At 71.9% G+C, this 22108-nt stretch carries 21 protein-coding genes; 15 read left to right on the top strand and 6 right to left on the bottom strand.

What is annotated here, in order from left to right:
• The first annotated feature begins 8 nt into the window (after positions 1-8).
• Positions 9-242: a hypothetical protein gene (locus HS041_RS23230; RefSeq protein WP_196442924.1), complete on the top strand. Its 234-nt coding sequence runs from the start codon at positions 9-11 to the stop codon at positions 240-242.
• Positions 243-332: 90 nt separating this feature from the next.
• Here HS041_RS23230 and HS041_RS23225 read toward each other — a convergent pair whose 3' ends face one another.
• Positions 333-1502: an XdhC family protein gene (locus HS041_RS23225; RefSeq protein ID WP_196442923.1), complete on the bottom strand. Its 1170-nt coding sequence runs from the start codon at positions 1500-1502 to the stop codon at positions 333-335.
• Positions 1503-1693: 191 nt separating this feature from the next.
• Positions 1694-2131: an ATP-binding protein gene (locus HS041_RS23220; RefSeq protein ID WP_196442922.1), complete on the bottom strand. Its 438-nt coding sequence runs from the start codon at positions 2129-2131 to the stop codon at positions 1694-1696.
• Positions 2132-2412: 281 nt separating this feature from the next.
• Here HS041_RS23220 and HS041_RS23215 point away from each other — a divergent pair, with 281 nt between their 5' ends.
• Together HS041_RS23215 and HS041_RS23210 are read left to right on the top strand one after the other, a co-directional pair.
• Complete coding sequence (locus HS041_RS23215; RefSeq protein WP_196442921.1) at positions 2413-2793, top strand: DUF1304 domain-containing protein; 381 nt, start codon at positions 2413-2415, stop codon at positions 2791-2793.
• Between the two features lie 188 nt (positions 2794-2981).
• Positions 2982-3503 (top strand): thermonuclease family protein, encoded by a 522-nt coding sequence (locus tag HS041_RS23210; protein WP_196442920.1) that lies wholly within the window; start codon positions 2982-2984, stop codon positions 3501-3503.
• Here the strand turns inward: HS041_RS23210 and recQ are convergent.
• Entirely contained in the window at positions 3496-5343 is a 1848-nt protein-coding gene (gene recQ / locus HS041_RS23205) for a DNA helicase RecQ (protein ID WP_196442919.1), read from the bottom strand. The two genes, HS041_RS23210 and recQ, sit on opposite strands and share 8 nt — an antisense overlap.
• A gap of 193 nt (positions 5344-5536) precedes the next feature.
• On the opposite strand from recQ, the gene HS041_RS23200 reads away from it, so the two are divergent.
• The 11 genes from HS041_RS23200 (at position 5537) to HS041_RS23150 (ending at position 17800) form a co-directional block, all read left to right on the top strand.
• Positions 5537-7213, top strand: a complete 1677-nt coding sequence (locus HS041_RS23200; protein ID WP_196442918.1) for a GspE/PulE family protein — start codon at positions 5537-5539, stop codon at positions 7211-7213.
• 183 nt (positions 7214-7396) lie between these two features.
• Complete coding sequence (locus HS041_RS23195; RefSeq protein ID WP_196442917.1) at positions 7397-8512, top strand: type IV pilus twitching motility protein PilT; 1116 nt, start codon at positions 7397-7399, stop codon at positions 8510-8512.
• A gap of 2 nt (positions 8513-8514) precedes the next feature.
• A complete protein-coding gene (locus HS041_RS23190) occupies positions 8515-9744 on the top strand; it encodes a type II secretion system F family protein (RefSeq protein ID WP_230879659.1) in 1230 nt (409 codons plus the stop codon).
• A gap of 115 nt (positions 9745-9859) precedes the next feature.
• Positions 9860-10321 carry a type II secretion system protein gene (locus tag HS041_RS40140; protein WP_196442915.1) on the top strand — a complete coding sequence of 154 codons (462 nt, stop codon included), beginning with the start codon at positions 9860-9862 and terminating at the stop codon, positions 10319-10321.
• Between the two features lie 100 nt (positions 10322-10421).
• The gene (locus tag HS041_RS23180) at positions 10422-11210 is read left to right on the top strand and encodes a prepilin peptidase (RefSeq protein WP_196442914.1); all 789 of its coding nucleotides are present in this window, start codon (positions 10422-10424) and stop codon (positions 11208-11210) included.
• Positions 11211-11286: 76 nt separating this feature from the next.
• Positions 11287-12324: a type IV pilus assembly protein PilM gene (gene pilM, locus HS041_RS23175; RefSeq protein ID WP_196442913.1), complete on the top strand. Its 1038-nt coding sequence runs from the start codon at positions 11287-11289 to the stop codon at positions 12322-12324.
• Positions 12324-13031, top strand: coding sequence for a PilN domain-containing protein (locus tag HS041_RS23170; protein WP_196442912.1), 708 nt, complete (start codon positions 12324-12326; stop codon positions 13029-13031). Before pilM ends, HS041_RS23170 begins: the two co-directional genes overlap by 1 nt.
• The gene (locus HS041_RS23165) at positions 13031-13705 is read left to right on the top strand and encodes a type 4a pilus biogenesis protein PilO (protein ID WP_196442911.1); all 675 of its coding nucleotides are present in this window, start codon (positions 13031-13033) and stop codon (positions 13703-13705) included. Before HS041_RS23170 ends, HS041_RS23165 begins: the two co-directional genes overlap by 1 nt.
• 101 nt (positions 13706-13806) lie before the next feature.
• The gene (locus tag HS041_RS23160) at positions 13807-15573 is read left to right on the top strand and encodes a putative Ig domain-containing protein (RefSeq protein WP_196442910.1); all 1767 of its coding nucleotides are present in this window, start codon (positions 13807-13809) and stop codon (positions 15571-15573) included.
• Complete coding sequence (locus HS041_RS23155) at positions 15573-16280, top strand: PulJ/GspJ family protein (RefSeq protein WP_196442909.1); 708 nt, start codon at positions 15573-15575, stop codon at positions 16278-16280. Before HS041_RS23160 ends, HS041_RS23155 begins: the two co-directional genes overlap by 1 nt.
• 2 nt (positions 16281-16282) lie before the next feature.
• Positions 16283-17800 (top strand): RICIN domain-containing protein, encoded by a 1518-nt coding sequence (locus tag HS041_RS23150; protein WP_196442908.1) that lies wholly within the window; start codon positions 16283-16285, stop codon positions 17798-17800.
• A gap of 14 nt (positions 17801-17814) precedes the next feature.
• Here the strand turns inward: HS041_RS23150 and HS041_RS23145 are convergent, their stop codons facing one another.
• The 3 genes from HS041_RS23145 to HS041_RS23135 form a co-directional block, all read right to left on the bottom strand.
• On the bottom strand, positions 17815-18321 hold the full coding sequence (locus tag HS041_RS23145; RefSeq protein WP_196442907.1) for a flavin reductase family protein: 507 nt from the start codon (positions 18319-18321) through the stop codon (positions 17815-17817).
• Positions 18318-19556: a styrene monooxygenase/indole monooxygenase family protein gene (locus HS041_RS23140; protein ID WP_196442906.1), complete on the bottom strand. Its 1239-nt coding sequence runs from the start codon at positions 19554-19556 to the stop codon at positions 18318-18320. The genes HS041_RS23145 and HS041_RS23140 overlap by 4 nt, the downstream gene beginning before the upstream one ends.
• 130 nt (positions 19557-19686) lie before the next feature.
• Positions 19687-20676, bottom strand: a complete 990-nt coding sequence (locus HS041_RS23135; RefSeq protein ID WP_196442905.1) for an AraC family transcriptional regulator — start codon at positions 20674-20676, stop codon at positions 19687-19689.
• 272 nt (positions 20677-20948) lie between these two features.
• Between HS041_RS23135 and HS041_RS23130 the strand changes: the two genes are divergently transcribed.
• Positions 20949-22088, top strand: a complete 1140-nt coding sequence (locus HS041_RS23130) for a carboxylate-amine ligase (protein ID WP_196442904.1) — start codon at positions 20949-20951, stop codon at positions 22086-22088.
• The last annotated feature ends 20 nt before the right edge of the window (positions 22089-22108 follow it).

The following is a 22108-nucleotide window of genomic DNA, read 5'->3' as shown; positions in this document are numbered from 1 at the left end:
GGATCTCCGTGACCGCCTCATCCGAGAGGGACAACCTCGACCTCGCCGCGACCGCCCAGGAGCTCGCCGACAACGCGCAGGCGGGATCGATCGATCACGCCGCCGCCGCGTCGGTGGCCATCACCTGCGCCACCACGCGGGACATCACCCATGCCCGCACCGTCCTCGGCGGGCTCACCCCCGACGAGGTCCGGCAGGCCGCCCTCGATCTCTTCGACCGGCTCTCGGCCCCGGCGGAATGAGCCGACGGTCCGGCGAGCCCGTCGGCGCTCCACGGTTTCGAGACGGCCCCGAGGCGGCCCCGGACGGAACCCGTCGCCGGGTTCACGTGCTCACGTCGGCGGCGTCCCGTGGATCCGGCCCTCGGTCTGCTTCAGCGGCATGCCGGTGCCGCCCCAGCGGTGCCGGATGAGCTCGGCCGCGATCGACACCGCCGTCTCCTCCGGGGTGCGGGCCCCGATGTCGAGGCCGATCGGGGAGTGCAGCCGGTCCAGTTCCTCCTCCGCCAGACCCGCCTCGCGCAGCCGCTTCATCCGGTCGTCGTGGGTACGGCGGCTGCCCATCGCGCCGATGTAGCCCGCCGGGGTGCGCAGCGCGACCTCCAGGAGCGGCACGTCGAACTTCGGGTCGTGGGTGAGCACGCAGATCGCCGTGCGCCCGTCGACCTCGGTCTCCCGGAGGTACTGGTGGGGCCAGCGCACCACGACCTCGTCGGCGTCCGGGAAGCGCTTGCGGGTGGCGAAGACGCCGCGGGCGTCGCAGACGGTGATGTGGTAGCCGAGGAACTTCCCGATCCGCGCCACGGCCGCGGCGAAGTCGATCGCCCCGAAGACGAGCATCCGGGGCGGCGGCGCGAAGGACCGCACGAACACCGCGACCTCGTCCATGCGCCGCTCGCCGCGCCGCCCGTAGTGGCGCTCGCCGGTCAGGCCCTGGGCGAGCATGCCGCGCGCGTCGTCGTCGACGGCCACGTCCAGGCCCTCGGCGCCGAGCGAGCCCGAGGCGTGGCCGGGCCAGATCACCCGCCGCGCGCCGAGGACGGCGGCGGCCTCGCCGGACGCGGCGCCGCCCGTCGCGGGCCGGGCCGGCGAGGCGGGACCGGTGCCGGGCGCGGTGACGGTCGTCGCGACGGCGACCGGGCGGCGACCGGCCACCGCCGCCGCCACCGCGGCCAGTTCGGGGAAGGTCTCCCGGTTCACCGGTTCGACGTAGACGTGCAGGATGCCGCCGCAGGTGAGCCCGACGGCGAAGGCCTCGTCGTCGCTGACGCCGTACCTCTCCAGGACCGGCCGCCCCGACTCCATCACCTGCCGGGCCGCCTCGTACACCGCGCCCTCGACGCAGCCCCCGGAGACGCTGCCGACGACCTCGCCTCCGGCGGAGACCGCCATCGCCGCCCCCGGTTCGCGCGGCGCGCTCCTGAACGTGCTCACCACCGTGGCGAGGGCGAACGTCTCCCCCGCCGAGTACCACCTCAGGATCACGTCCAGGACATCCCGCACCGCAGGCCCCTCCCCCAGCTCGACAACCCACTCCAATTTGGACACTTCCCCCAGATGTGCAGGGCGTCAAGCCATGGCCCCGGGTCCGCGCGGCCCGCACCGAGCGCTGCGGTGATCACGAACCGGTGGGGATGCTCCTGCGGCCGGGACCCGCGGACCTCCGGCGCCTGGAGCGGGCCCGCAGGGCGGCCCTACCCGGCGGACGGCGCCGCCAGCACGCACCAGACGATCTTGCCGCCCGATCTCGGGCGGTGGTAGCCCCAGTCGCTGGCGAGCAGGTCGACGAGGTGGAGGCCGCGGCCGTCCTCGTCGTCGCGGCCGGGGGATCTGAGGACGGGCGGGGTGCGGCTGGCGTCCCAGACCCGCAGCACGACCGCCTCCCCGGCCCGGTAGAGATCCAGCCGGACGTGGTCGGGGCTCGTGCGGGCCGCGGCCGCGGAGGCGGGACGGGGCACGGTCGCCTTGACGGCGTTGGAGACCAGTTCGGAGGCGACGAGCCGGGCCGTCTCGACCAGATCGTCCCGCCGCCAGCCCTCCAGCACGCGCTGGACGTACACGCGGGCGTAGTAGGGCGAGGTCGGGAAGGCGGAGAGCTCCAGGCAGTGCGCTGTGGCGGTGACACCGGTCATTTTCCCTCGCTCCTCGTTGGCACGTCGGGCACGGCGGCGCTGCGCGGCCGGGGGCCGCCTCCTCGGCGGGATCCGGGGCGCGGTGCCGCTCCTACGGGAGATACGGCCGCTGAGCGTCTCCGGGACCGGTCCCGGAAGGAGCTTCCGGAGCGGTCCCGTACGGCCCCTGCCGCCTCCGCGCCGCGAACGAGCGCGTCCGTCCCGTGTCCTGTCCGTCGGATTTGAACCGATTGGTACAGTATATTTTGAATCGATCGGTTCAAAACTCGTGGAGGCATCCCATGTTCGTCGTCGCATACGTGGCCGCGGTCGTCGCCGCCCTCGTCCACATCGGGTTCTTCGTCATGGAGAGCCTGCGCTTCACCCGGCCGGAGGTCTGGCGGCGCTTCCTCGTCGCATCGCAGCGCGACGCGGACGTCATCCGGCCCATGGCGTTCAACCAGGGCTTCTACAACCTGTTCCTGGCGCTCGGCGCGCTGGCCGGGGTGGCGGCCGGCACGCTGGGGCGACCGGTGGCCGGTGCCACGCTGATCGGGTTCGCCGCCGCCTGCATGGTGGGCGCGGGAGCGGTGCTGATCGTCACCGACCGCCGGTTCCTGCGCGCCGCCGGGATCCAGATCCTGCCCCCGCTGGTCGCCCTGACCGCCGTCCTGGCGGCGTGAGTCCACCGCCCTCCTCCGCCCGGCCGGCATCCGCGACGCCGTGCCCTGACCCCATCGGGCCCCGGGAGACGCGGGGAATCCGGGGATTACTTCACCGAACGCGGTGATTACCCGGGTGAACAGCCGGGGTACGGGTCTTGCACCGCCTGCCGTACCCGATCACCCGTCCCGTGAGCGAAAGGTCCTCCGTGAGACGTCTCCTTCGCCTGTCCCTGCCGGCCTGCGCCGTCCTCACCGCCGTTCCCCTGACCGTCCTGACGGCCGCGCCGGCCTCCGCCGCCCCGTCCGGCCTGCCGAAGGCCGTCAGGAAGGCGACCGTCGTGCGGATCGTGGACGGCGACACGATCGAGGTCCGGCTCCGCAAGGACGGCCCGGTCGTCCGGGTCCGTTTCCTGGGACCCGACACCCCCGAGCGCGGCCGGTGCTGGTTCGAGGCCGCCACGGAGCGCACCCGCCGGCTCCTGCCCGTCGGGAAGGCCGTCTACCTGCTACGGGACGAAGACGTCAAGGACCACTACGGGCGCCGCCTCTTCTACGTCTGGAACCGAGAGGGCGTGTCCGTGAGCCGCAACCTCATCCGCCACGGATTCGCCAAGGCCCTGCTCTACCGGTCCAACGACAGGTACATCAGGGTGATGCGGACCGAGCAGGCGAAGGCGCGGGACAAGGGGCTGCGGATCTGGTCGGGCCGCTGCGACGCGTTCAGCTGACGAGCTCCCGGAGGATCTGCTCGCCGTACTTGGCCAGCTTGTTCTCGCCGACGCCGCTCACCTCGCCCAGCTCGGCCAGGGTCGACGGGTGCTCGGCCGCGATCTGGCGCAGGGTCGCGTCGTGGAAGATCATGTAAGCGGGCAGTCCCTGCTCCCTCGCGGTCGCGGCCCGCCAGGCGCGGAGCCGTTCGAAGACCGGCAGTGCCTCCTCGGGCAGGTCGGCGGGGGCCGTGCGGCGGGGGCCTGCGGTCCTGTCCGCCGGCTCGGAGCGCGCCGTCCGCTCGGGCTCGCGCCGCAGCGTGACCTGGCGCCGCCGGGCCAGCACCTCGGCGCTGGCGTCGGTGAGCGACAGCGTGCCGTAGTCGCCCTCGACGGCCAGCAGTCCCTGGGCCAGCATCTGGCGCACCACGCCCCGCCACTCCGACTCGTTCAGCTCGGTGCCGATGCCGAACACCGTCAGGGCGGCGTGGTCGTGCTGGACGACCTTCTCGGTCTTCCTGCCCAGCAGGATGTCGATGATCTGTCCCGCGCCGAAGCTCTGCCGCCGCTCGCGCCGGAGCCGGAGCACGGTCGAGAGGATCTTCTGGGCGGCGACGGTGCCGTCCCAGGTCTCCGGCGGCGACAGGCAGGTGTCGCAGTTGCCGCAGGAGGCGGCTCCCTGCTGGCCGAAGTAGGCGAGCAGCCGCGCGCGCCGGCACTCGACCGTCTCACACAGGGCCAGCATGGCGTCGAGGTGGGTGCCCAGGCGGCGGCGGTGGGTGTCGTCGCCTTCGGAGGTCTCGATCATCCTGCGCTGCTGCACGACGTCCTGGAGCCCGTAGACCAGCCACGCGGTGGAGGGCAGGCCGTCTCGCCCGGCCCGACCGGTCTCCTGGTAGTAGCCCTCCACGGACTTGGGCAGGTCGAGGTGGGCGACGAAGCGCACGTCCGGCTTGTCGATGCCCATCCCGAACGCGATGGTGGCGACCATGACGAGGCCGTCCTCGCGCAGGAAGCGGGCCTGGTGGGCGGCCCGGGTCCGCGCGTCGAGCCCCGCGTGGTACGGCAGCGCCTCGATCCCGTTCTCCGTCAGGAAAGCGGCGATCTTCTCGACGGAGGCCCGCGACAGGCAGTAGACGATGCCCGCGTCCCCGGGGTGCTCGGTGCGCAGCAGTTTCAGCAGCTGCCGCTTGGGCTCCTTCTTCGGCGCGATGCGGTACCGGATGTTCGGCCGGTCGAAGCTCGCCACGAAGTGGCGGGCCTCCCGGAGGTTCAGCCGGGAGGCGATCTCGGCGTGGGTGGCCTCGGTGGCGGTCGCGGTCAGCGCGATGCGGGGCACGGCGGGCCAGCGCTCGTGCAGCGCGGACAGGGCCAGGTAGTCGGGGCGGAAATCGTGCCCCCACTGGGCGACGCAGTGCGCCTCGTCGATGGCGAACAGCGCGATCGCGCCCCGGTCGAGCAGGCTCAGCGTCGCGGGGGCCCGCAGGCGTTCGGGGGCGAGGTAGAGCAGGTCCAGCTCGCCGGCGAGGAAGGCGGACTCGACCTCGCGGCGCTCGTCCGGCTCCTGGGTGGAGTTGAGGAAGCCCGCCCGCACCCCGAGCGCCCGCAGCGCGTCGACCTGGTCCTGCATGAGCGCGATGAGCGGCGAGACGACGACGCCGGTGCCCTCGCGCACGAGCGCGGGGATCTGGTAGCACAGCGACTTGCCGCCGCCGGTGGGCATGAGCACGAGCGCGTCGCCGCCGGCGACGACGTGATCGATGATCTCCCGTTGCCCTTCCCGGAACGTGTCGTACCCGAAGATCCGGCGCAGCACGCGAGAGGCGTCATCCGCCTCGGGTCCGCTCTGGGGGGAAGCCATCGGGTCATTCTAGGAGGATCGGGAACCTCCCGCCCGGCGTCCCGCGCGCCGGGGTTCCCGGGGGTCGTGATCGTGGGGTTGTGATCGTGCCCACTCCGGCCCCGGCCCGCGGAAGTAGCTCAGGTAGCGCCCCTGGCGGCCGATGAGACCTCAGGACGGGACACGTCCGGAGACAGGCTGCCGTAGGGGTGACATGAACCAGATCTTCTCTCCGCTGATCGACGCGCTGAAGCAGCGGGGCGCCGACCCGCAGGCGCTCGAGCGAGCGGCGGAGGAGGCCGAGCGTACCGGGCGCTCCCTGCGCGCGGTGCTCATCAACGACAACGTCGTCACGGAGGTCCAGCTCACCGAGGCCTCCGCGGACATGTACGGGATCAAGAGCGTCGACCTGGTCGGCTACCCGATCGACCCGGCCGCGATCTCCAAGATCCCGCTCGCCCTGACGCTGCGCCACCGCGTCCTCGGCCTCTCGCTGAACGAGAACGAGATCACCGTCGGCATCACCGACCCGGGCGACGTGGTCGCGCTCGACGACGTGCGCGCGGCGACCGGGCTGACGGTCCGGCCGGTCGTGGTGGCCCGCAGCGAGCTGCGCCGCATCATGGACAAGCTCAAGCGCGAGGAGAACGACCTCGGCGACGTCGCCGAGGCGCTCCGCGCCGAGCAGGCGGCCGAGGCTGCGGTGTCGAACCTGAACTCCGTCGAGGAGGACGCGCCGATCGTCCGGTACGTCAACTCTCTGCTGGAGCAGGGCATCCAGAACCGCGCCTCGGACCTGCACCTGGAGCCGACCGAGCACGACCTGCGGGTGCGCTACCGCATCGACGGCGTGCTGCACGAGATCGACACCGTGCCCCGGCACGTGCAGTCGGCTCTCATCTCCCGACTGAAGATCATGTCGGGCGTCGACATCACCGAGCGCCGGATCCCGCAGAACGGACGCATCACCGTCATGATCAACGGCCGGAAGGTCGACCTGCGGACCGCCACCCTGCCCACGGTGTGGGGCGAGAAGATCGTGCTGCGGGTCCTCGACACCGGCGGCATCAACCTCGAGCTCGACAACCTCGGCTTCACCGAGGAGAACCACCGGCGCTTCTCCGGCTCCTTCACCAAGCCGCACGGCATGGTGCTGGTGACCGGGCCGACCGGCTCCGGCAAGTCGACCACCCTCTACGCCACCCTCGCGTCGATCAGCAAGCCCACCGTCAACATCATCACCGTCGAGGACCCGGTCGAGTACCGGCTGCCCGGCATCAACCAGGTGCAGGTCGACCACAAGGCCGGGCTGACCTTCGCGGCCGTGCTCCCGGCGATCCTGCGCTCGGACCCCGACGTCGTGCTGATCGGCGAGATCCGCGACCGGGCCACCGCGCAGCTCGCCGTCGAAGCCGCTCTCACCGGCCACCTCGTGCTCTCCACCCTGCACACCAACGACGCGCCCAGCGCGGTCGTCCGGCTGACCGAGATGGGCATCGAGCCGTTCCTCGTCGGCTCGTCGGTCGACTGCGTGCTGGCCCAGCGGCTCGCGCGGCGGTTGTGCGACTGGTGCAAGCAGGAGTACGTCCCGGCCGAGTCCGAGCTGGCCGGGGCCCGCTGGCCCTTCGGCGAGCTGCCCCGCCCGGAGCGCCTGTGGAAGCCGGCGGGCTGCCGCAACTGCGCCAACACCGGCTACCGCGGCCGGATCGCCCTGCACGAGGTCATGCCGATGTCCTCGGAGATCGAGGGCCTCACCATCCAGCGCGCCTCCGCCAACGAGGTGCAGCGGGTCGCCGAGGCCCAGGGCATGCGCCCGCTCCGCCTGGACGGCCTGGCCAAGGCGGCCGAGGGCCAGACCTCGCTCCCGGAGGTCCTGCGCGTCGCGATCTGACCGTGGACACGGCATCCCGGGCCGGGGCGCGGGACACGGCGCGGCGGTACGGCGCGCCCGTAGCGCCGAGGCGGCACACGGCGGACCTGGCGATCAGCGGCAGGACTATTCCGGAATATCACCTCATATCTGAACACATACGGCCGAACAGGCCGTTACTCGGTAACGGCAAGGAGATTTCCCATGGAGGCGGTTCATCCGCTCGGGCACCTGAAGGACGCCTTCGGCGAGGCGCGCAGAACGCTCAACGCGATGCTTGTGTCCCTGGTCGACGAACGCGGCTCGGACCTGCATCTGACGGCGGGCGCGCCGCCCGCGATCCGGGTGGACGGCAGACTGCTCCAGCTGCAGCATTTCGGCAGCCTCTCCCCGAGCGACACGGCGATGCTGCTGCGCGGGGCGGTGAACGAGGCCCAGTGGGCGCGCTTCGAGCGGGATCAGGAGCTCGACGTCGCCTACAGCATCGAGGGCGTCTCCCGCTTCCGCGCCAACTTCTACCAGCAGCGCGGCTCGTACGGCGCGGCCTTCCGGGCCATCCCGCACGAGATCAAGCCGCTGGAGGAGCTGGGCCTGCCGGACTCGGTGGCGAGGTTCGCCCACCTGCCCCGGGGGCTGGTGCTGGTGACCGGGCCCACCGGCTCGGGCAAGACCTCCACGCTGGCCGGCCTGGTCGACCTGGCCAACCGCACCCGTTCGGGGCACATCGTCACCATCGAGGACCCGATCGAGTTCCTCCACCCGCACAAGCGCTGCATCGTCAACCAGCGCGAGGTCGGCGCGGACACCTCCTCGTTCTCCCAGGCGCTCAAGCACGCGCTGCGCCAGGATCCCGACATCATCCTTGTCGGCGAGCTGCGCGACCTGGAGACGACCGCCACCGCGCTGGCCGCCGCGGAGACCGGCCACCTCGTCCTGGCCACCCTGCACACGCAGAGCGCCGCGCAGACGGTCGACCGCGTCATCGACATCTTCCCGCCGCACCAGCAGCAGCAGATCCGCACCCAGCTCTCCACGGCGTTGCAGGGCGTCGTCACCCAGGCGCTGGCCCCGCGGGCGGACGGCGCCGGCCGCGCGGTCGTCGCGGAGATCATGGTCGCCACCCCCGCCATCCGCAACCTCATCCGCGAGGGGAAGAACCACCAGATCCCGTCCTTCATGCAGTCCGGCGGGAGCGGCGGCATGATCTCGTTCGACCAGCACCTGGCCGAGCGGGTCCGGGGACGGCTCATCACCTTCGAACACGCGCTGGACATCTGCCACTCGGCGGAGGAGTTCAAGCGCCTCGTCGGGAGGGCGTGACCATGCCGGTCACCAAGACATTCGAGTACCAGACCATCGACCGCGACGGCAAGCGCGCCAAGGGCACGGTCGAGGCCGCCAACGAGGCCGCCGCCGCCCAGCACCTGCGCCAGCAGGGCCTCACACCGGTGTCGATCACCGAGGGCGGCTCGCTGCTCCGGCGGGAGATCACCATCCCAGGTCTGGGCAGCCGCACCACCCTCAAGGACCTGGCGGTCTTCGCCCGCCAGTTCGCGACCATGACCGCCTCCGGCATGTCGCTGATGCGCTCGCTGACGGTCCTGGAGGACCAGGCGACCAAGCCCTCGCTGAAGAAGGCGATCAGCGAGGTGCGGATGGACATCGAGGGCGGCATCTCGCTCTCCGGCGCCCTCGGCAAGCATCCCAAGATCTTCCCGACGCTCATGGTCGCGCTGGTGCGGGCCGGAGAGGCCGGCGGCTTCCTCGACAACGCCCTGGAACGCATCGCCGTCAACTTCGAGAAGGACGCCTCGCTGCGTGGCAAGATCAAGGGAGCGATGACCTACCCGGTCATCGTCCTGATCTTCACCGGGTTCCTCGTCGCCGGCGTGCTGGCCTTCATCGTCCCGGTCTTCGAGGGGATGTTCAAACAGTTCGGCGGCGAGCTGCCGTTGCCGACGCAGATCCTCGTCACCGCCAGCCACAGCCTGGCCTGGTCGGGACCGCTGTTCGTCGCCGTCGTCATCGGCGGGACCGTGCTGTTCCGCAGGGAACTGCGGAACAGACCGGCGCTGCGGCTGGCGTTCGACAAGCTGAAGCTGCGCCTGCCGGTCTTCGGGAAGCTGTTCGCGAAAATCGCCATCAGCCGGTTCTCCCGCAACCTCGGCACCCTGCTCGGGGCCGGCGTGCCGGTGATGCAGGCCCTCGACGTGGTCGGCGCGACCACCGGCAGCGCGGTCATCGCCGAGGCGATGAAGGACCTGCAGTCGGCGGTGCGCGACGGCCAGCCCATGTCCACACAACTCAGCAAGCACGCCATCTTCCCGCGCATGGTCGCTCAGATGGTCGAAGTCGGCGAAGAAAGTGGACAAATCAGTCAGATGCTCGACAAGGTTGCCGATTTCTATGACAGAGAGGTTGATACCGCGGCGGAGTCCCTGACCGCGGCGATCGAACCGCTCATGGTCATCGTCATGGGTGTCGTGGTCGGCGGAATGGTCGTCTGCCTCTACCTGCCGATGTTCACGATCTACCAGAACATCCAGAACTGACTGACCCCAAGAACTTTCCGTGCGCGCCACGGAAATGACCGGCCTCCGGGCCGGTTCGGCGCCGGGCGACCGCCTGAGCGCCACTTTCCACCAAAATGAGTACAGGAGTCTCACCATGAACGCAACGCTCCGGCGTCTGCAGAAGCGCGCGCACGGCGACCGCGGCTTCACCCTGATCGAGCTGCTGGTGGTCGTCGTGATCATCGGCGTCCTCGTCGCCATCGCGATCCCGGTCTACATGAACTACCGCGAGGGCGCGGCCGACAAGTCGGCGCAGTCCGACGTGCGCGGCGCCATCACCGCCGTGGAGAGCTACTACACGGTGAACGGCAACAAGTACCCGGATGGCCTGGCGGCGCCCGCAAAGGGAGTCTTCACCCTCGGGAGTGGTAGCACCGCACAGAAGGTGAGCATCTCTGCTGGTACCGAGCTGAACTACCTCAAGGTTAGCAACACTGACTACCTGATCTGCGCCACCAACGGCACCGGCTCGGGTGCGGTGTACGTGTACGACAACACCAAGGGTGGTTCGGTCGAAGCGGTGACCAACGCCAAGATCGCTACCTGCAAGGCGTGATCTCGCCCGGCGGGACGGAACGCAGACCGTGCCGTCCCGCCGGAAACCCCGCCACCTCGGCGAATCTCTTTGAGCCCACTGACAGGAAGGAGAGACCTCGATGGACACACTCGTGCTCGTACTGGCCGGAGTGCTCGGCCTGCTGGTCGGCTCCTTCCTGAACGTGGTCATCCACCGGGTCCCGCGGGCCGAGTCGCTGCTGCGGCCCGGCTCGCACTGCCCGCACTGCGCCGCGGCCGTCCGGCCCTGGCAGAACGTACCGGTGCTGAGCTGGCTCGCGCTGCGCGGCCGGTGCGCCGCCTGCCGCGAGCCGATCAGCGCCCGGTACCCCCTGGTCGAGCTGGCCACCGCGGTGCTGTTCGCCGCGGTGACCGCCCGGTTCGGGGTCACCCCGGAACTGCCCGCCTACCTCTACCTGGCGGCGGTCGCGGTGGCCCTCTCCATGATCGACTTTGATGTGCACCGGCTGCCGGACGCCATCGTCAAGCCGTCGTACGCCGTCGGCGCCCTGCTGCTGGCCCCCGCGGCCGTCACCGGCGCCGACTGGACTCCGGCCCTGCGCGGCCTGGCCGCGATGGCCGTGCTGTTCGCCTTCTACTTCGCGCTCGCCTGGATCTACCCGGGGGGGATGGGCTTCGGCGACGTGAAACTCGCCGGACTACTCGGCCTCTACCTCGGCTGGCTGGGCTGGAGCGCGGTCGTCATCGGCACGTTCGCCGCCTTCCTGCTCGGCGGGCTCGCCGGGACGGCGCTGCTGGCCGCCGGCAGAGCCGGTCGCAAGACCGCCATGCCGTTCGGCCCCGCCATGCTCGCCGGCGCCCTGCTCGCGGTGTTCGCCGCCGGGCCGATCGCCGCCTGGTACGTCGGCCTGCTCACGCCGTCCGCCTGACCCCGCCCGCCATGACGACTTCGACGACCCTGCCGACAACCCTGCCGCCGACGACCCTGACCACGAGGAGCACCTGATGGCCGCCGTCAACCCCATCGGACTGGACATCGGTTCGACGTCCATCCGCGCGGTGGAGACCACTCGCGGCAAGGACGGCCCGGTCATCACGAACATCGGGGCGGTCCCGCTACCGCCGGGCGCCGTGCAGGGCGGCGTCATCCACGACGCCAAGGCCGTCACCACCGAGCTGAAGCGGCTCTGGTCGGCGACGAAGTTCCGCAGCCGCAAGGTCGTGCTCGGCGTGACCACCCCCCAGGTCGTGGTCCGCGAGATGTCGGTCAACAACCTGCCGGCCCGCGAGATGCGGCCCTCCCTGCCGTTCCAGGTGCGCGACGCGCTGCCGCTGCCGGTCGAGCGCTCCCTGCTCGACTTCTTCCCTCTGGAGGACGCGGGCGAGCAGGAGACGGTGCGCGGGCTGCTGGTCGCCGCCCCGAAGGACGTCGTCACCACCGCCGTGCACGCCGTCGAGCAGGCCGGGCTGCACGTCGCCCGCGTGGACCTCGCCTCCTTCGCGCTGCTGCGCGCCGCCGCCCGCCTGGACTCGCAGGTCGAGGCCATCATCGACCTCGGCGCCCGGACGACGATCGTCGTCGTCCACACCGACGGCGTGCCGCTGATCGTCCGGACCATCCCCCGGGGCGGCGCCGAGGTCACCGAGACCGTCGCGGCCCAGCTCGGCATCGACCCGTGGCAGGCCGAGGACCTCAAGTGCCGCGTCGGCCTCCGCAGCGACCAGCCCGCCGAGAACGCCGAGAACGCCGAGGTGATCCGCGAGGCCGCCCGGCCCCTCGTCAACGAGATCCGCAACTCCTTCGCCTACCTCGGCTCCGGCAACCGGCCCACCCGGGTCGCGCGGGTGGTGCTCTCCGGGGGCGGCGCCCTGATGCCCGGCCTCGTCGAGGTCCTGCACGCCCAGCTCGGCATCGAGGTGTCCTTCGTCGACCCCACCGTGCGCACGCGCCGCGGCCGCCGCGACAAGCACGACAGCCTCGACCCGGTCCGCGCGGCCACCGCCGCGGTCTCGATCGGCCTCACCCTGGGAGCAGCAGCCTGATGAGCACCACTCCCCTCCTTCCCGGCCCGGACATGCCCGTCCAGGACCCGTTCCGAACGCTGTCCGTCGCGGCCGACCTGCTGCCGCCCGAGATCGCGGCCGCCCGGCGCGGCCGCAGGGCCCGCAACCTCGTGCTGTCCGTCCTCACCGTGTTCGTCCTGCTGCTGGGCGGCTGGTACGTCCTGGCCAGCCAGCAGACGACGGCCGCCGAGGAGGAGCTGGCCCGGGCCCAGACCGAGTTGCACGACTCGATGCGCCGGCGGAACGAGTTCTCCGAGCTCGTCAACGTCCGGGGGCAGGCGGAGACGATCAACACCCAGCTCGCCGCGCTGCTCGCCGACGACCTGCGCTGGGCTCGCCTGCTCTCCTCCGTCAGCCAGGCCGCGCCGGATGGCGTCAAGCTCTCCAGCATCACCGCCAAGATCAAGGAGAAGGCCGAGGGCGGCACCCGGGAGACGGACGACTCCGCCCTGCCGAACACCTCCGGCGAGGAGCTGATCGGGGAGGTCAGCATCACGGGCGTCGGCGACGGCAAGCGGGACGTGGCCGCCTACGTCGACGCGCTCGGCGAGGTGCCCGGCCTGGGCAACCCGCTCCTCAACGACGTGCGCGAGCAGGACGCCGGCGTGGACTTCGGCCTGCGCCTCGACATCACCGACGCCGCGCTCGGCGGCCGGTACTCCACCGAGACCGAGGAGGGGAACTGATGTTCACCGGACGGACCGACCGGCTCTGGATCGTCGGCGGTCTCCTCACCGCGGCCCTCCTGCTCGCCGTCGGCTGGTTCTTCTTCGTCGGGCCACAGCACGACGAGACCGACCGCCTGCAGGCCGAGGCCGAGACCACCGAGGTCCAGGCCGCGACCCTGCGCAGCAGGATCGCGGAGCTGAGCCGGGAGAACGCCGAGCTGCCCCGGTACAAGACCGAGCTGCGCACGGCCAGGGAGGCGCTGCCCACGGCCGCGAACTCGGAGGAGTTCCTGCGCGCGCTGCAGCGGGCGGGTGACGCCGCGGGCGTCACCGTGGACGGGGTCAGCGTCGGTCAGTCCGAACCGGTCACCGCCTCCGGCGCGGAGCTGCACGCCCTGCCCGTCGCCGTGACCGCCACCGGCGACGCCACCGACCTGGGCCGGTTCCTCGACCAGGTGCAGCGGGTGCACTCGCGCGCCGCGCTGATCGGCGACCTCACGCTCGGCTCCTCGGGGGGCGACGGCGAGACGCGCTCCGGCGAGTCGAGCCTCACGGTCAACATGAAGATCTTCGTCGCCCCGCCGACCGACGAGCCGGCGGCCCCCGAGGCCCCGGCGGCCCCGGAGGCCCCGGCGGCCCCGGAGGCCCCGGCTCCCCCGGTCGCCGGGGCGGCCGCCGGACAGCAGCCCTGAACGCGGAAGCCCTAAACAGCGGCGCGACGCCGCCGATCAGTATCCCGATGCCCGCCCTCGGAGCGGACCCCGTGTGCCCGGAAGGAAGACCAGGAGGCGTGATGTCGGCCGATCGCCGTACTCCCGCGCGATCGCGTGCCGGCTCGTGCGACCGCCGTACCCCCGTGCGGTCGCACGCCGCCTCCCGCGCCCGCGGAGCCGCCCGCGGCGAGGCCGGTTTCACGCTGATCGAGGTGATGGTCTCCATGGTGGTGATCGGGACCGTCATGGCCGCTTTGACGGTCTTCTTCACCAACTCACTGACCTTCACCGGCCACAAGCGCAGCGAGCAGCTGGCGATCCAGCTCGCCGGCGACGCCGTCGAGCGGGCGCGGGCCGTCAAGGGGTCGGCTCTCCTCGCCGGACGCAGCGACATCAAGTCGAAGGAGCAGTGGGACGACGCGCCCACCGCCGTGCTCCCCTACCTGCAGACCATGAAGCGGGACTGGGACCCGATGCTGGCCTCCGGCTCCACCTCCGGCGACACCGCGACCCTGCCCACCAAGCCCGTCACCGTCACCGTCGGCGGGGTGCGGTACGAGCAGAGCTGGTACGTCGGCCGCTGCCGCCAGCCGGGCCCGTCCTCCTCCGTGACGGCCCTCGCCTGCGACCACCCCGACAAGCCCATCCCCGGCACCGTGAGCGTGCCGTTCTTCCGCGTCGTGGTCGCGGTGACCTGGAACCACAAGGCCTGCCAGCCCGAAGAGTGCGTCTACGTCACCTCGACCCTGATGAGCTCGGCCGGCGACCCGATCTTCTACATCAAGCGTCCCCCGCCGGTGGTGACCAACCCGGGCCCCCAGTACGGCTACCGCACCGTCGCGGTGAACCTGCAGCTCCTGGCGAGCGGCGGGCGGCTCCCGCTGACCTGGTCGGTGACCGGCCTGCCCGCCGGGCTGACCGGATCGACCAGCGGTCAGGTCACCGGCACGCCGACGACGCCCGGCACGTACACCGTGAAGGCCGCCGTCACCGACCGGGACGGCGACACCGACACCGCCGAGTTCCCCTGGACCATCTACGACCTGCCGGAGCTGACGAACCCCGGGGACCAGACGACCCGGGCCGGCACGCCGGTCTCGCTGCAGATCCAGGCGACCGGGGGACGTGGTCCGCTGGCCTGGTCGGCCGCCGGCCTGCCCGCGGGCCTGTCGGTCAACACCACGACCGGTGTCGTCTCCGGCACCCCGACGACCTACGAGACGAGGCAGGTGACCGTGACGATCACCGACAAGGGCGGCAAGACCGACTCGGTGACGTTCGCCTGGGAGATCCTGACTCTGGACATGGCCGAGGCGGGCCCGCGGACGAACTACATCCGCGACTACGTCAGCGGCGTCCGGATGTCCGCGACCGGCGGCGCCGGCCCCTACATCTGGCGTGCCGAGAACCTCCCGGACGGCCTGCGCATCGACCCGGCGACGGGCGAGATCTACGGCACCACCTGGTGGGGCACCCGTTACGTCACCACGGTGTACGTCAAGGACCGCACGGGCGACGAGGTCGCCACGACCTTCGTCTGGAACGTCCGGCAGCGGCGGCCCAACGACATGGGCGTCGTGGCCCCCGACCCCGCCGCTCCCGACCAGGCCGGCACCGCCGGCCGGCCGGTCTCCCTTGCCGTGGTGGCCGACGGCGGAAGCAACAGCGGCTACAACACCTGGACGGCGGACGGGCTCCCGCCGGGGCTGCGCATCGCCCCCGACGGCCCGTTCAACGGGGAGATCACCGGGACGCCCACCACCCCGGGCACCTACACCGTCAGGCTGAAGGTCGTGGACTCCACCAACAAGTGGGCGGTACTGATGTTCACCTGGACGGTGCGGTGATGGGCGGGCTCCGACTCCTCCGGCTCCGGGCCGCCCGCCGGCTCCGGCCCTCCCGCGGCGCCCCCGCCGCCGGGGACTCCGGGATCTCGCTGATCGAGGTCCTGGTGACGATAGGCGTCATGGGCGTGGTGATGACGATGTTCACGACCGGCGTCATCCAGGTCTACCGCGCCGTCAACACCGTGGAGTCGCTGTCGACCGCCCAGTCCCAGCTCCACACCGCGTTCCAGCGGCTGGACAAGGAGATCCGCTACGCCTCCTGGCTGTCCACCGTCAGGAGCGACAGCAAGTACTGGTACGTGGGGTTCGCCGGGGTGAACGCGCAGACCCGCACGCTGGAGTGCAAGCGGCTGCGGCTGAGCCTCAGCAGCGGAGTTCTGCAGTTGCAGCGGTGGACACCCGGCTCCCCGCCCGCCGCGGGGACGCCGGGCGAGACGCTGGCGTCGTACGTCGTGACCGACGGCGGCCTGGCGACCGACCCGCCGTTCTCCGTGCGCGCCGCCGGGTCCCTCCCGAAGGCCGCCTCCGGCACCGGCCCGGCCGACCCCGCGTTCATCCCCGACTACCAGCAGCTCCGCGTGAACCTGGCCATCCGGGTGGGCACCGGGCAGCACGCCAGGGCCACGGACTTCGACGTCACTTTCACCGCCCTCAACACGTCGCGCGAGACGGAAGCCGACAACGTCTGCGACGAAGGAAGCCCCTGACCATGATCCCCACTTCGAAGCCCTGCCGGCGGGCCGGCGTCCCGCGTCCCGGGACCGGAGACCGCGGCTCGCTGCCGATGGCCCTGCTGCTCACCCTGGTCGGCATCTCGCTGAGCGCGCTGCTGGTGCCGGTGGTCATCGGCCAGATCACCGTCACCCGCACCGGCTCGGAGCGCGTCCACGCGCTGCACGCCGCCCAGGCCGGCATCGACGCCGCGCTCGGGCAGATCCGCGCCGCCGCGGACGGCGCCGGCAACGGCGTGGTGGAGAAGCTGCCCTCGTGTGAGCTGTCCGGGAACCTGCTTCCGGACAGCTCACTGGATTCCCCGCGCTACCGGGTGGAAATCACCTACCGGAACGCCGACGGCACCGTCCTCGCCTGCCCCCCTCCGGACGTGCCGGCCACCGCCTCGATCGTCGCCACCGGCACCGAGACCCCGGAGGGCGCCTTCGGCACCGGCACCAAGGGCACGCGGACGCTCGAGGCGACCTACTCGTTCCAGACCACCAACGCCAACATCGCCGGCGGGGCGATCCCGGTCGCCCAGCCCACCATCGCCCCGCTCTGCATGGACGCCGGCCCCGTCGACCCGCCCGCCCCCGGCACGCCGCTGCGGATGCAGCCGTGCAAGCCCGGCGTCAGCGAGCAGCAGTTCGCCTACACCGAGGACCTCAGCCTCAAGCTGGTGGGCTCGGAGAGCTCCTCGGCGCCGATGGGCATGTGCCTGGACGCCGGCTCCCCGCACAGGACCGGCGCGTCCGTGCTGTTCCAGCCGTGCCTGGACCGCACTCCCCGGCAGCAGTGGAGCCTCAACAACAACTCCAACTTCCAGGGCACCAGCAACGGCGTCGCCCTGAACAGCTTCTGCCTCAGCCTGAGGAACCCCGGCCTGCCCGGCAGCTACGTCGTGCTCGGCGGCTGCACCACCACCGCCACCCAGACCGTCTTCCGGCCCCAGCCCGGCGTCGGCGCGGGAATGGCGAGCGCCGCCACCGGGCAGCTGGTGAACTTCAAGCAGTTCAGCCGCTGCCTGGACGTCACCGACCACGTGGTCAGCCGGCCGTACATGATCGTCTGGTTCTGCAAGCAGGCGCCCGACGGCAACGTGAGCTGGAACCAGAAGTGGTCGATCCCGGCGGTCGTCGCTCCCGCGCGCAAGACCACCGGCCGCATCCGCACCGTCTACAACAACCAGGGATACTGCCTGCGCAGCCCCAACTCCACCGCGGCCAACCAGTACGTCACGGTGACCGCCTGCGCGGCCACCGGCACCCTGGCGACCAACCTGCAGTGGACCGTGTACGGCGACACCGGCGACTACACCACCAGCTACCGCATCATGGACGGCTACGGCAACTGCCTGGTCCCGACCGACCTCGAGGCGCTGAGCCCCGACACCCACAGCGACGGCACCAGCAAGACCAAGGTGGCCGTCTGCGACGACTCCGAGCTGCAGAAGTGGAACGCCCCGGCCAACCTCAAGCAGCCGCTGCCGCTGACGGACATCAACGAGAGGTGACCCGCCGGGCCGGGTCACGCCCCGGCCCGGTCCAGCACCCGCCGCGCCGCGGAGACCGCCCGGTAGCCTCCCGCGTGGAAGACCAGCGGATCGCCCTCCGCGCGGTGGAAGTGCTCGACCTCTCCGATGACGATGAGATGGTCGCCGCCCTCGTGGACGCCCGCCGTACGGCAGGCGAAGTAGGCCAGCGTCCCGGCGAGCACCGGCAGGCCGCCGGGGCCGGGGCGGGTCTCCACCCCGGCGAACTTGTCCGGCGACGGGGTGGCGAACCGCCGTGACAGGTGGCCCTGGTCCTCGCCCAGGACGTTGACCGCGAACCGCCCGGCCCGCAGGAAGACCGGCGCGCTGGGAGCCCGCCGGGACAGGCACCACAGCACCAGCGGCGGGTCGAGCGAGACCGAGGTGAACGAGTTGACGGTCACCCCGGCCCGCTCTCCGTCCGGGGTCGCGGTGGTGACCACCGCGACCCCGGTGGCGAACTGCCCGAAGGCGTCCCGCAGTGATCTCGTGACGGACCTCATGACGGCTCCCCGGCCCCGCCGACGCGTGCCAGGTACTCGCGCGCGCCCGCCGGGTCCATGAACCACTCCGCGTAGTCCGACGGGTCGTCGAAGCCGTTGACGAAGCGGGAGGCCACCTCGGGCAGCCCGCCGGCGGCGCCCAGGATCTCCAGCACGTGCGGGGGCGGGGGCGCCAGGAGGGCGTTCGTCCACGCGGTGGCGTGCCGGGCGTCCGCCCAGTAGCCCTCGAAGGTCCGCTCCATCCAGGCCGCGTCGAACGGCCGCTCGCCGTGCTCCAGGATGGCGGCGAGGTAGGCGGCGGCGCACTTGGCCGCGTTGTTGGCGCCCTGCCCGGTGATCGGGTCGTTGAGCACGACCACGTCGGCGACCCCGAGGACCGCCGCACCCGAGGGCAGCGTCGCGACCGGCCTGCGGACGACCGGGCTGAACCGGCCGGACAGCACGCCGCCGGCGTCGGTCAGCTCGACGCCGGCGCAGCGCTCCGCCTCCCAGGGAAGGAAGGTCTCCAGGACCCACCGGCTCCTGGCCAGGTGCTCGGCGGGGGTGCGCACGTCGGCCCAGCAGTCCATCGGCCCGCCGGGCACGCCCTCGAACACCATGATCTCGCAGGGGCCGCCGACGGTGAGCGCCGGGAAGACGAAGTACTCGCCGACCCCGGGGACGACGTTGAAGCAGACCGCGGAGTGGCCGGGCCGCGGGGTCAGGCCGGTGACGTAGGTGAGGGCCAGCGCCCGCTGCGGGGTGTCGTACGGCGAGCGCGAGGCGTCCCGCTCGAACAGCGAGGCGATCTCCCCCTTGCCCGCGGCGACCATGACCAGGTCGTACTGGGCGGCGTAGGCCTCCAGGTCCCCGGCCGTCGCGTCGTGGACGACGATCTTCCCGCCGAGCCGCTCCACCTCCTCCATCCAGGCGGGCATCTTCAGCCGCTGGTCGACCGAGCGGGCGGGCGCGTCGAGCCGGGCCGCCCAGTCGATCGCCCTGCCGCCGTCCGGACCGGCCACGGTGAACTGGATCCCGTCGATCGGCGGGCAGCCGTCCCCCCACAGGTCCAGGCCGAGGGCGCGCTCGTGGGAGAGCGCGGTGCCGAACATGGCCTGGCTCGACGTGACCCGGCCGCCGCGGATCTCGTCCGGGGTCCGGTTGGAGACGACGGTGACGTCGTAGCCGCTCCGCAGCAGGCCCGCCGCGAGGTGGAGGCCGGCCTGCCCGGCGCCGACGATGAGGACTCTGCGCATGGTGGTGTCCTTTTCTTCCGATGGGAGGGATGGTCGAACGGCGCCTGGTGAGAACGGTACGGCGGGCGCCGCCGGACCGGCTATCCGCTCAGCGCGGGTTCCGTCCGCCTGGCGCGGGATCGCCTCCGCGTCACCGCCCGCGCAGCGTCAACGACGGCGACTGCCCGTATCTCGTGCGGTAGAGCGCCGCGAACCGCCCCTGGTGCAGGAAGCCCCAGCGCGCGGCCACGCCGGTCACGGTGCACCGGGCGGGATCGCCCGCGGCCAGCTCCTCGTGGACCCGGCTCAGCCGCACGTCCCTGAGATGGCCCATCGGGGTCAGGCCGAGGTGGCGGCGGAACCCCTCCTGCAGGGACCGGCCGCTGACCGCCACGGCGCGCGCGACGTCGTCGGTCGTCAGCGGCTCGTGGGCGTGGGCCTCGATGAACTCCATCGCCCGGCGCACCACCTTGGGCACCGCGGGCGTGCGGGGGGCGGCCAGGCGCGCCAGGTAGTTGGAGGGCTGCATGGTCAGCAGCGAGCTGAGCATGGCGTTCTCCAGATGGGCGACGGCCAGCGGCTGCGCGGCGAGCCCGTCGCCGTGCTCGGCCTCGCCGACGATCAGGTCGGCCATCGCCCGCCAGGCCCGCGCCCACCCGGTGGTCATGTCCATACCCAGGCCGAAGACGACCGGGCGGTCGAGCCGCTCCCCGAGCAGGTGCTCCAGGGCGCCCTCGACCGCCCGCCGCTCGAACTTGACGATCAGCTGCGGGCAGCCCGCCTCCCAGCGCATGTCGAGGTACTCCGTCGGCGACGGCAGGGACGCCAGCCGGGGCGTCGACACGATCTCCTGGCCGCCGCACCGGATCAGGCTCCGTCCGGCCAGCGGGATCTGCACGAGGAAGAAGGACTCCAGCTCGCCGGGCTCGATGCGGACGCCGGCCCCGTAGTCGAGGTAGCTCAGCCGTACGGAACCGAGCTGGGCGGAGTTGAAGCACACGGCCGGCCGCGCGGGGTCGCCGGCCGGTTCCAGCCGGTGCGGGCAGAACACCCGGGACACCTGCTCGCGGGCCTCGTCGAGGTTCCCGGTGGCGAAAAGCCTCCTGTTGCCGAGCAGGACCCGCTCTCCCGTCTCGCCCATCGACGTTCCCGTCCTCGGATGCCCGTCACGTGTGCGCGGCGGCGCGGGGTCGCGCACGGCCGATTCCCCCATGGTCGTCGCCCCGGATGCGCCTGACCATGTACAAATGCATACTGGCCGCAGGCGGCCATCCCGCCCGTCACCACACAGGCCGGGCCGGCCCATCCGGACCGGATCTTCGCCTAACACATCACGCCGGAAGTGCCAAGGCCGGTTTTTTGGGCAGATGGTGAAAATCCATTTGCAGCGGCACATTTCTGGGGTGATGGGGAATGACGAGTCTCACAGGGCCGATCACGGTGGGCGTCGAGGAGGAGTTCCACGTCGTCGACGTCGAGACCCGGCACCTCGTGCCGCGATCCGGCCTCCTGCTGCAGCAGCTGCCTGAGGATCGATTCACCCCCGAACTGCAGCGTTCGGTGGTGGAGGCCAACAGCAGGCCCTGCACCCGCCTGGAGGACCTCGCGCAGGACCTGGTCGAGCTGCGCCGTACGGTGATCCGGGCGGCGGACGGGCTGGGACTGGGGATCGCGGCGGCCGGAAGCGTGCCGCTGGTGGACACGGAGGCGCTGAAGATCTCCCCGGACCCCCGTTACGAGCAGATGCTCGCCGACTACCAGGTGCTCACCCGCGAGCAGCTCATCTGCGGGACGCAGGTGCACGCCGAGATCGGTGACCGCGACCTCGCGGTCGCCGTCGCCCACCTGCTGGCCCCCTGGGCGCCGGTGCTGCTCGCGCTGAGCACCAGCTCGCCGTACTGGCTGGGGCGCGACACCGGGTACGCCGGCTACCGCCCGCTCGTCTGGCAGCGCTGGCCCACCGCCGGGCCCATGCCCGAGTTCGGATCGGCCGCGGAGTACGCCGAGACGATCGACGAGCTCGTGCGGTCGGGCGTGATCACCGATCCCGGCATGATCTACTTCGACATCCGGCCCTCCGCCCACGTTCCCACCATCGAGCTGCGGATATGCGACTCCTGCCCCCGCGTGAGCGACATCGCGCTGATCGCCGGGCTGTTCCGCGCACTGGTGACCCGGGAGCTGGAGGCGGTCCGGAACGGAGTCCCCCGCCAGATCCGGCCGGAGCTGGTGCGCGCCGCGACGTGGCGGGCTGCGCGCTCCGGTCTGGAGGGCGAGCTCGTCGATCCGGAGGAGGGCACCCCCCGGCCGGCCGCCGAGGTGGTCCGGCGGCTGGTGAACGGCCTCCGGCCGGAGCTGGAGGCCTCCGGCGACTGGGAGCTCGTCACGGCCCTGGCCCGGGAGGCGCTGGCCCGGGGAAGCTCCTCGGCCCGCCAGCGGAAGGCGTTCACCCGCAACGGCCGGCTGACCGACGTCGTCGACCTCCTCCTGGCCGAGACGCGGTCCGAGGTGTGGAGGCCCGAGACGGCCGGCACCGGCACCAGGGCGGCATGACGCTCCTCCCGCGGAGGGAA

It is taken from the genome of Planomonospora sp. ID67723 (genome assembly GCF_015711605.1).
Classification (GTDB): Bacteria; Actinomycetota; Actinomycetes; order Streptosporangiales; family Streptosporangiaceae; genus Planomonospora_A.
Note: the sequence above shows the minus strand (reverse complement) of the source record. Positions and strands in the feature narration are given on the sequence as shown.

Coding starts and splice junctions, on each gene's coding strand:
- HS041_RS23220 (WP_196442922.1), bottom strand. CDS start 2,131: ATGACCGGTGTCACCGCCACAGCGCACTGCCTGGAGCTCTCCGCCTTC.
- HS041_RS23215 (WP_196442921.1), top strand. CDS start 2,413: ATGTTCGTCGTCGCATACGTGGCCGCGGTCGTCGCCGCCCTCGTCCAC.
- recQ (WP_196442919.1), bottom strand. CDS start 5,343: ATGGCTTCCCCCCAGAGCGGACCCGAGGCGGATGACGCCTCTCGCGTG.
- HS041_RS23200 (WP_196442918.1), top strand. CDS start 5,537: ATGAACCAGATCTTCTCTCCGCTGATCGACGCGCTGAAGCAGCGGGGC.
- HS041_RS23195 (WP_196442917.1), top strand. CDS start 7,397: ATGGAGGCGGTTCATCCGCTCGGGCACCTGAAGGACGCCTTCGGCGAG.
- HS041_RS23190 (WP_230879659.1), top strand. CDS start 8,515: ATGCCGGTCACCAAGACATTCGAGTACCAGACCATCGACCGCGACGGC.
- HS041_RS40140 (WP_196442915.1), top strand. CDS start 9,860: ATGAACGCAACGCTCCGGCGTCTGCAGAAGCGCGCGCACGGCGACCGC.
- HS041_RS23180 (WP_196442914.1), top strand. CDS start 10,422: ATGGACACACTCGTGCTCGTACTGGCCGGAGTGCTCGGCCTGCTGGTC.
- pilM (WP_196442913.1), top strand. CDS start 11,287: ATGGCCGCCGTCAACCCCATCGGACTGGACATCGGTTCGACGTCCATC.
- HS041_RS23170 (WP_196442912.1), top strand. CDS start 12,324: ATGAGCACCACTCCCCTCCTTCCCGGCCCGGACATGCCCGTCCAGGAC.
- HS041_RS23165 (WP_196442911.1), top strand. CDS start 13,031: ATGTTCACCGGACGGACCGACCGGCTCTGGATCGTCGGCGGTCTCCTC.
- HS041_RS23160 (WP_196442910.1), top strand. CDS start 13,807: ATGTCGGCCGATCGCCGTACTCCCGCGCGATCGCGTGCCGGCTCGTGC.
- HS041_RS23155 (WP_196442909.1), top strand. CDS start 15,573: ATGGGCGGGCTCCGACTCCTCCGGCTCCGGGCCGCCCGCCGGCTCCGG.
- HS041_RS23150 (WP_196442908.1), top strand. CDS start 16,283: ATGATCCCCACTTCGAAGCCCTGCCGGCGGGCCGGCGTCCCGCGTCCC.
- HS041_RS23145 (WP_196442907.1), bottom strand. CDS start 18,321: ATGAGGTCCGTCACGAGATCACTGCGGGACGCCTTCGGGCAGTTCGCC.
- HS041_RS23140 (WP_196442906.1), bottom strand. CDS start 19,556: ATGCGCAGAGTCCTCATCGTCGGCGCCGGGCAGGCCGGCCTCCACCTC.
- HS041_RS23135 (WP_196442905.1), bottom strand. CDS start 20,676: ATGGGCGAGACGGGAGAGCGGGTCCTGCTCGGCAACAGGAGGCTTTTC.
- HS041_RS23130 (WP_196442904.1), top strand. CDS start 20,949: ATGACGAGTCTCACAGGGCCGATCACGGTGGGCGTCGAGGAGGAGTTC.